7 protein-coding genes are annotated in these 8,168 nt (G+C 40.9%); 4 read left to right on the top strand and 3 right to left on the bottom strand.

Annotation, left to right across the window (positions count from 1 at the left end; genetic code table 11):
* The 3 genes from H6G97_RS40130 to H6G97_RS40120 all read right to left on the bottom strand — a co-directional run.
* Positions 1-1,116, bottom strand: a 1,116-nt coding sequence (locus tag H6G97_RS40130) for a CHAT domain-containing protein (protein ID WP_190946189.1), incomplete at its 3' end; no start/stop codon positions are given.
* Positions 1,117-1,140: 24 nt separating this feature from the next.
* On the bottom strand, positions 1,141-2,058 hold the full coding sequence (locus tag H6G97_RS40125) for a DUF1822 family protein (protein WP_190946188.1): 918 nt from the start codon (positions 2,056-2,058) through the stop codon (positions 1,141-1,143).
* Positions 2,059-2,107: 49 nt separating this feature from the next.
* Positions 2,108-2,761, bottom strand: a complete 654-nt coding sequence (locus H6G97_RS40120; RefSeq protein ID WP_190946187.1) for a sigma-70 family RNA polymerase sigma factor — start codon at positions 2,759-2,761, stop codon at positions 2,108-2,110.
* A 674-nt stretch (positions 2,762-3,435) separates the two neighbouring features.
* On the opposite strand from H6G97_RS40120, the gene H6G97_RS40115 reads away from it, so the two are divergent.
* The 4 genes from H6G97_RS40115 to H6G97_RS40100 all read left to right on the top strand — a co-directional run bounded on the left by H6G97_RS40115 (position 3,436) and on the right by H6G97_RS40100 (position 7,501).
* On the top strand, positions 3,436-5,061 hold the full coding sequence (locus tag H6G97_RS40115) for a calcium-binding protein (protein ID WP_190946186.1): 1,626 nt from the start codon (positions 3,436-3,438) through the stop codon (positions 5,059-5,061).
* Positions 5,055-6,128, top strand: coding sequence for a calcium-binding protein (locus H6G97_RS40110; RefSeq protein WP_190946185.1), 1,074 nt, complete (start codon positions 5,055-5,057; stop codon positions 6,126-6,128). Before H6G97_RS40115 ends, H6G97_RS40110 begins: the two co-directional genes overlap by 7 nt.
* 179 nt (positions 6,129-6,307) lie before the next feature.
* Positions 6,308-6,574 carry a hypothetical protein gene (locus H6G97_RS40105; RefSeq protein WP_190946190.1) on the top strand — a complete coding sequence of 89 codons (267 nt, stop codon included), beginning with the start codon at positions 6,308-6,310 and terminating at the stop codon, positions 6,572-6,574.
* A gap of 282 nt (positions 6,575-6,856) precedes the next feature.
* Positions 6,857-7,501: a hypothetical protein gene (locus H6G97_RS40100; RefSeq protein ID WP_190946184.1), complete on the top strand. Its 645-nt coding sequence runs from the start codon at positions 6,857-6,859 to the stop codon at positions 7,499-7,501.
* Positions 7,502-8,168: the final 667 nt, after the last annotated feature.

The following is an 8,168-nucleotide window of genomic DNA, read 5'->3' as shown; positions in this document are numbered from 1 at the left end:
AATTTGAGGCTTGCCATTTTCTGTTTGGGGATTTATTAGAAAATCTTTCCAAGCTGGTGGCACTGCCGCTGGATTTTGACAAATTATAGGTAAGCAAACTGCACAAGGATATTTATCTTCAATGCCATGTAGTTTTTCCCTTGCTTCCCGTACTGCTAAGTACATAGACTCGCCACTAGAAAATTTTCTGAGGAAATTCTTTAAAAATTCTTGTGCCACCAAGTCTTGCACTGGCTCCCGCATGACGATGATTTGTGGAATATGCAAATCTTCTAGTTGAGATGCTAGTCCTAAACCATCACAGGAATTAAAAATAGCTAATTGCAATCCTTGGTTTACAGCTTTTTTAAGAGCATACTTGATATGCTCAATTGTTAAGCAATCTGTTTCATTAAAATAGATATTACCGCTCTTACCATCCTCCAGACTTTCACTATGACCTGCAAAAAATAAGATGTCCCAGTCTTGCTCCCAAAGCTGTTTATTTAACTGGCTACGCTGTGGTTCTACTAGAAAAGTTGTTTCTGCATTTGATAACATCTCCAATAGCTCTTGATCTTTGTCAATTAAGATTCCTTCACTATTACCTAGAATTGCTAAGATTTTTACTTTCTTTCCAATAGTACTTGTTTTTGGTTTTCGCAGATATTCATACTCTGGGGCGCTTAAAGCAACTTCTGCTTTTTGGTAATCCTCAAAAAAATCCCATAAATGCCACGGAAGACGACGTAGCCAAGTGTCACTAGTTTTGATTAGTACACGGACTGTATCATCTAACGTTAGCTGTTTAAGTAATTTCTCCTTTACTGGGCGAAAGGAGTTACAGTTGAGCCAACTATTCATTTGCTCACTTAACTTCTCATTTAACTCGCGGCATTTGTTAAGATGCTCATTAAGAGAAGTTCCGACATGAATGTTCATCGGTGTAATGCGGAAATTTGATAAACTGCGATAGGTTGTTCGCCAAAGCTGATAATCTGCAATTATCTCTAGCTTTGATGGCAGATAGCCTTGAACTTCTATACTGGCGCGATCGCCTTCTGCCCCAATTTCCAGTGTGACTTTTACTCCCTCATTTAAATCACCATCTAGCTTCAAAACAACTAACTTCTGCATGGCTAGCAATCGGCAAGTGTATGCTTAAATAACAAAGTACTCAGTGATATTAATATCTCCCAATTCCAAGTTAACGCTAAAACGCTCTCCTATTTGAACATTAAACTCTAATGTTACATGAGTACTACCACGAATAGCACGCGTTTCCATAACAGTAATCCCTTTCTCATCTAGCACTTTGACAATGAGATTATTGGGTAAGTAGGCTTGCTTACCAGATGGATACATTTGCAATTTGAGTTGGATTTCTACCGAATTTTTGGGAGTAAGTGTAACAACTAGTGCCAGCGATTGCTCAGGGAGTTCTATCCCCATGTCAATTAGCTTACCTCTCGTCACTCCGTTTCGATAACGAAAAGCTAATTGTGGTGTTTTTGGGGCTAGAATTTCTGATATCGGCTGCCAACTTGCATCAAGTATATTTTGCAACCAATAGCTCAAATTGACTTCCGTCGGGTTACTTTCAAGTGAATCAAGATATGCAAGTAAGTCTTCAATAGTCTGTAACTCGCTAAACAAAAGTTCACCAGCTTTTACTGTTTTAGCAAACCCGATTAGAGTTGCAATTTGATACTCTATGTCTAGCTCAACTACAACTACGCCGATTCTGTCATCCGGGACTTCTGGTGGAATATAGCAGAGATTACCAAAGCTTACGGGGCGACATTCTAAGTGACCTAATCCATTCAACTTCAGGTCTGCCACATCTGCATAATAACGCATGGCACAATTCCAACTATCGCTAGCCTTTGGGTCTGTGGAAATGTTCATCATTTCCATGTAATCATTTACCGCACATACAGCTAAAGTATTAAGATATACTTGCTTTTTCTTTTCTGGTGTCACCTGTTCATCAGCAAAAAAGCGTGCTGTCTTTAGCGCTGCTTGGGTAATAGCAACGGGAATGGATTTTTCTTCTAAGTTTTTAGTGCTATGAATCATAAGTTTCCTTCCGCTTTCTAGATAACCTTCTATGATAGATATCTCTGCCTTAATGCCCAATTTCGTGATAACCTTGCCTGAGAGCAAAATTTCGTAAGCGTGGTAAGCATTCACGTTTATAGAAATTGGGTGCAGTTGATGGGGGTAAGTCGAATTCCTTAGCGATATTTTTCCAGGGAGTTTCTGGAGGCAGGCGTCGCAGAATCAATATTTGGCAAGTTACATCAGGTCGTCCTTTAACATGAGTACTGGCTAAGTCATTGTCTGGATCTGTAAAAGCCCATTGGTAAGTCTCTTCCAAAATTGGTGGAATATCGGCTGCTGCTGGCAAGCTTTCGATCGCTCCGGTTGTATTTTCAATTGGCAAGCTAGATAGGGGAACAGTCTTAGCTTGAATTTCGGCTTCTCTAGAGCGAAAATCTTGCAGTCGCCACTTGAGGCAATTGTCGAGCCAGGTAATCACACTACAACTCTCTGGGTTATACTGCTCTGGGTTTCGGCAGAAATATAACCAAGTTTGTTGCAGAGCATCATTATAGTAAGGTGTATTCTCTTTCCATAGTTTGCCCGATTTCATCACAACTCTAACTATCTCACTAAGTTTTTGCCGCCGCATCAAACTCTTTGCTGGATGGGAACAGGCTTCGGCAACCAGATGCTGGAGTTGTTGGTTTAGATTACTTACCGTGTGAACGTTTTTCATAGAGGATCTCCTGGTAAATACTTGCAGAAGTAGTCTAGAGATGCCTCTGACTGTTTAAATTTCTAATCAACGAATCCATAACTTGATGTTTAATACCTGGATTAGTAGAGCTTATTATCTAGCTATCAGACTCAACTTCAAGTTTTTCGCGGAATTTAGAAAAAATTTTCTGATCAGTATTTAAGAGGGATTTGCCATTAGTACATAGGCCTAATATGCATATTGATACTTAGTCTTGCTTTGGTGAGAGCAAAAAAAAAGCCCAAAGCAGAGTGGTGTTTGTCATTGCTTTCAACTTTGTAAGAGAATGCCACGCTTAAAAAATATATTTTTGCCTCTTCCCAAGAAATGGTGGCCTTTCCGCCTTTAAAGCGAAACTCAAAATGGCTTGTATTTTTTACGTATTCGTGTATTGCATAAACTTATAGTTGATTTTGGTTAAATATGAAGTTTTGTAATAACTTTAAAATCCCGCGAAAATTCTAAGTTTTGGAATGATGTCACTACAGAGGCAAAAGAAGGTAAGAGCCTGTCAAGAAACAACTTTTACAATTTGCAACCTAAAGAGCTTACTGATAAAGCATTTCTAAGTAAAAAGAAGGAAGGTTGTTTCGTGACAAGCTCTAAGTGAGAACTGAAGCTATTAACAAAATCGATTGAGTTAGGTAAAAGTTATGGCAAATATCATTGGAACCAACGGTAATGATACGCTAGTAGGCAGCGAGTTAGCGGACACGATTAATGGTCTTGCAGGTAACGATAGCATCACAGGGAACGAGGGCGACGACGTTCTGACTGGTGGTGGTGGTAAGGATCAATTTGTTTACAGCTACTATTTTTACGACGGCACTGATATTATTACTGATTTTGGTGGCATCGGCAAAGGAACAAACCCAACAGTAGGAGTCATTGCGGAAGTAGACACTATAAATTTCCAGAACAAGTACTTGTTGAATGCCCAAAATTTGCTGCTCACTCAGAACGGCAGCAATCTGGAAATCACCTTTGAAGGAATAGGTGCTGCTAAGAGTCTACCTGTGATCAAAGTCATCCTGCAAAAGTTCAAATTAGAAAACTTGCAGAATCAGAAAACTTCTGGAGCAACACCAGGGATCAGCAATATTCTGTTTGATGGGCAAGCTAGTATCACCAACAGCTTTAATGTCTTTAGTGCCAACTCAACAGATACAAGCCTGAGCATGAAGAATACGGTGACTTTTCTCAATGAGCTATCTAATAACATTACGGGTTTTGACAACTCGGATGATGTAGTCAATGGTCAGGGCGGTAATGACTCCCTCGACGGCAAAAGTGGCAACGACTTTTTGAGAGGTGGTAAGGGAAATGATACCCTCATTGGCGGTGTGGGTAATGACTCTCTCAACGGTGGTATTGATAAGGATCTATTGTGGGGTGGTGTGGGTAATGACTCCCTCAACGGTGGTACTGGTGATGACACTATCAATGGTGGTACAGGTAATGACACTCTCAACGGTGGTACGGGCAATGATACTCTCAACGGTGGTACTGGTGATGATCGCCTAGATGTTGGTTCTTCAAGTCTTGATTCTTTAGCCGACGATCAGTTGTTTAATGGGGACGATGGCAACGATACTCTTTTTGCCTCAGGCTACGACGACTATTTTGACACGATTTACGCAACTGGCAATAACACCCTCAACGGTGGCGCTGGTAATGATTACTTGATTGTTAACTTTTCAAAAGCTAATAACCTGCTCAATGGTGGTGATGGCAACGATACCTTTTCTTTCTCCAAGAACTCCAGTAGCAATGATACGGTAGATGGGGGCAAGGGTTACGATTTGTTGTCCTATGACACCGATTATTACGATGTTACCGGAGGAATCACAACGACATTCAATTCTAATACTAACATTGGCTCAATTACGCTGGGCGCGAACCAAATTAGCTACCAAAATATCGAGCGATTAAATATTACAGGTACACAGTCTGATGACTCGATTGTAGGGAACAATGGTAATGATACACTTTCTGGGGGCATTAATGGCAATGATACGGTAGATGGGGGCAAGGGTGACGATTTGTTGGTCTATAACTCCGGAAGTGTTCAGGGAATCACTTCGACATTCGATGCTATTAATAACACTGGCTTCATTACGGATGGCGGGAATCGGGTTAACTACAAAAATATCGAGCGATTAAATATCATAGGTACATATTTTAATGACTTAATTGTAGGGAGCAATGGTAATGATACGCTTTCGGGAAGCAGCAATGGCAATGATACGGTAGATGGGGGAAGGGTGACGATTTGTTAGTCTATAACTCCGAGACTACTGATGGAATCACAACAACATTTAATACTACTACTAATACTGGCTTCATTACGGATGGCACGAATCAAGTTAGCTACCAAAATATCGAGCGATTAAATATTACAGGTACACAGTCTGATGACTCGATTGTAGGGAACAATGGTAATGATACACTTTCTGGGGGCATTAATGGCAATGATACGGTAGATGGGGGCAAGGGTGACGATTTGTTGGTCTATAACTCCGGAAGTGTTCAGGGAATCACTTCGACATTCGATGCTATTAATAACACTGGCTTCATTACGGATGGCGGGAATCGGGTTAACTACAAAAATATCGAACGATTAAATATCATAGGTACAGATTTTAATGACTTAATTGTAGGGAGCAATGGCAACGATAGGATAATAGGAAATATTATTAACATTATCGGGTTCCGTGAGCCTGAGGAGGTTGGGGTTATTGCTGGCAATGACACCATAGATGGTGGCGCAGGTGAGGATCTGTTGATTGTCAGTGACAATGGTGATACCAACGGCAAGGGAATCATTTCAAATTTTAATGCCACCATTAATACTGGCTTAATTACGGCTAGCAATGGTCGAATTAGCTACAATAATATCGAACGATTGGATATCACAGGTACACAATACGATGACTTGATTGTGGGGAGCAATGGAAATGATACCCTCAAGGGTGGTTTAAGCAATGATATCCTCACAGGTGGCAAAGGTAATGATAGCCTAATTGGAGAAGCTGGTACTGACACCTTTGCTTTCAATAATTTCAAAGAAGGTGTTGATATTATAGATGACTTCAACACGACTGATGAATTGATTCAGGTGTCGACCGCTGGTTTTGGTGGCGGATTATCATCTGGTACACTCGAGGCAAATAAGTTTACCATCGGAGCATCTGCAACCACAAGCAATCAACGGTTTATCTACAACAGCGCTACAGGTGGATTGTTCTTCGACCTTGATGGAAGTGGATCTGGGTCTACTCAGGTACAATTTGCACAATTATCTGGTGGATTGTCAGTAACTGAGAAGAATTTTGTGGTTGTTTAATCGCAATTAGCACTCGGCTATCACCAAGTACGACGGTTTGCGAAATGCTATTTTTAGCATCTCGCATTCAATTGCTCAATGCAAGTCATTTTGGCAAACAATAGCGATTTCTATGTAGGTATTAAGATATTGCCATACGATCATAAAATTTAAATCTCAAGCAATTGCGACCGGAGGGGATGCAGAAACTGAAAGTTGCGGCGAATTCGGGGCAGAATCCGGGATTTGATTTCTTGAAGGAATGCTGGGATGATCCGGCGTTGCAGATTGTGATCAGGAAATTGGTGGCGAAGTTTCCGCAATGGGGGATCGCGTGTGAAGTCACGGTAGAAGTTGAGCCAGGGCGGACGAGTAATGAAAAGTGGGGGGTGATGGTCGAGTTTGAGGAGGTTTACCCCGATGGGTTTGCTCAACTAGTATCATCTGCATCTGAGTGGGTGCTGTAGATGAGGTGATTTTTGGCATTCATACAAAGCGAGTATTTGTCCAAAAGAGGCAAACAACCTGTGTAGTGGCGAAGTGCGCCTTTCCTGTCAAAATGTTAACTATGCTTGTGATAAGCAGCAAATAGATTTATGTTTGATAGCTAGTATGTCACTGTTCAAATCAAAACCTGCAATTTGTGATTGTTCGACATCCTATCACTTCAAAATAGTTAGAGAAGTTTGTTTTACTCGCTTTTAGAGGAAAAAATAAAGAAGATTTATTTTTGGAAAAGTTCTTTTGCTTTGACTTTTGAATCTTTGGTACCGATAGCTCCTGCTGCACACTTAGTTACTTTACTTGGTCTGCTGCTTGGAGTGCATCAAACAGCATCGGCGGCGACGATTACGTTTGAGCAAGCATCTTTAGGGACGCTATCAACCTATACTGAATCTGGTTTTACAACTTCAGCGATTTCCGGCCCTTGGGTTACAACTGGCTCATATGGTAATCCTGCTCCCTTCATACAGTTTACGAATGAGGCTGGTCAGAACTCACTGACTGCTACAATTCAAATTACAAATGATGACTCCCCGTTTACATTCAGTTCGGTCGATCTTTATTCCAGCGTGACTCCAATCCCTTATTCAATAACGGGATTCTTGAATTCAACGGCAATATTTTCTTTTGAAGGTACGGTTCCAAACACCTTTGGTAATTTTCAAACTGTGGTCAACTCGAACTCGAATTACTCAATCGACAGTCTGACAATCTCTCTAACTAACCCGGCACTAACGTGTTGCTCTAATCCTATGGGGCTTGATAATATTACTGTGACACCCATTGTCACTACTTCAGTTCCTGAACCAAATGGTTCTCTATTTTTTTTGCTGGGACTCCCAGTTGCCACTTGGCTTAGTCAACGCGACACCAAAGGCAAACGCATCTAAAGTATAAGAATCCTTTAATAGCAAGGCTTGGGAATTTTATAATTTAGCTGATTTTTGATAAGAGATCCTTATCCCTCTTTTGTAACTTTGGGAAAAGCCAATCGCGCTCAAGCCTTTCGGAAATTTGATTTTTAGGTTTTAGCTACAAATTTGAGTTGCTGTTAAGAAATAAAGGCTCAAAGTGTTATAAAATAAAAGCTTCCGAATCAAGCTTCGACTATTGTTTTTCGAGAGTAGCAAAAGAGGATTAATTACCACCAAACTTTTTAATCAGTTTGGTGATAATTCGTTTACAAATGTCGCCAGAAGTTCTTACTGATAGTCTTGAGACTGACTACCTTGGGTTCTTCTGTCGCTTCAGGGGCATGACCAACAGCCACCGCAACAGCAATTGGTGCAGGTGTCGCTAACAGAGAATTGAGTAATGGTTGAGTCGATGGGGGCTATTATGCCCCGCACCTCTCAGTTAGAACCGGACGTGCCCATTTCTGTGCATCCGGCTCCCGATATTCTTAGATAAGGTCTGTACTCCTACTCTTGCCTACCCCAGAAAGTATAGCGGTTCTCAGTTGGGTGCAATATAGTAACAGCAGTGGGTGAACCATCCAATAATGTCTTTTTTAGTGACTGCATCTAGGGCAGTTGTAATAGCTTCATCTAACTCAAG

The organism is Nostoc flagelliforme FACHB-838, from assembly GCF_014698065.1.
GTDB lineage: Bacteria > Cyanobacteriota > Cyanobacteriia > Cyanobacteriales > Nostocaceae > Nostoc > Nostoc flagelliforme_B.
This window is presented reverse-complemented; position numbering and strand designations above follow the sequence as displayed.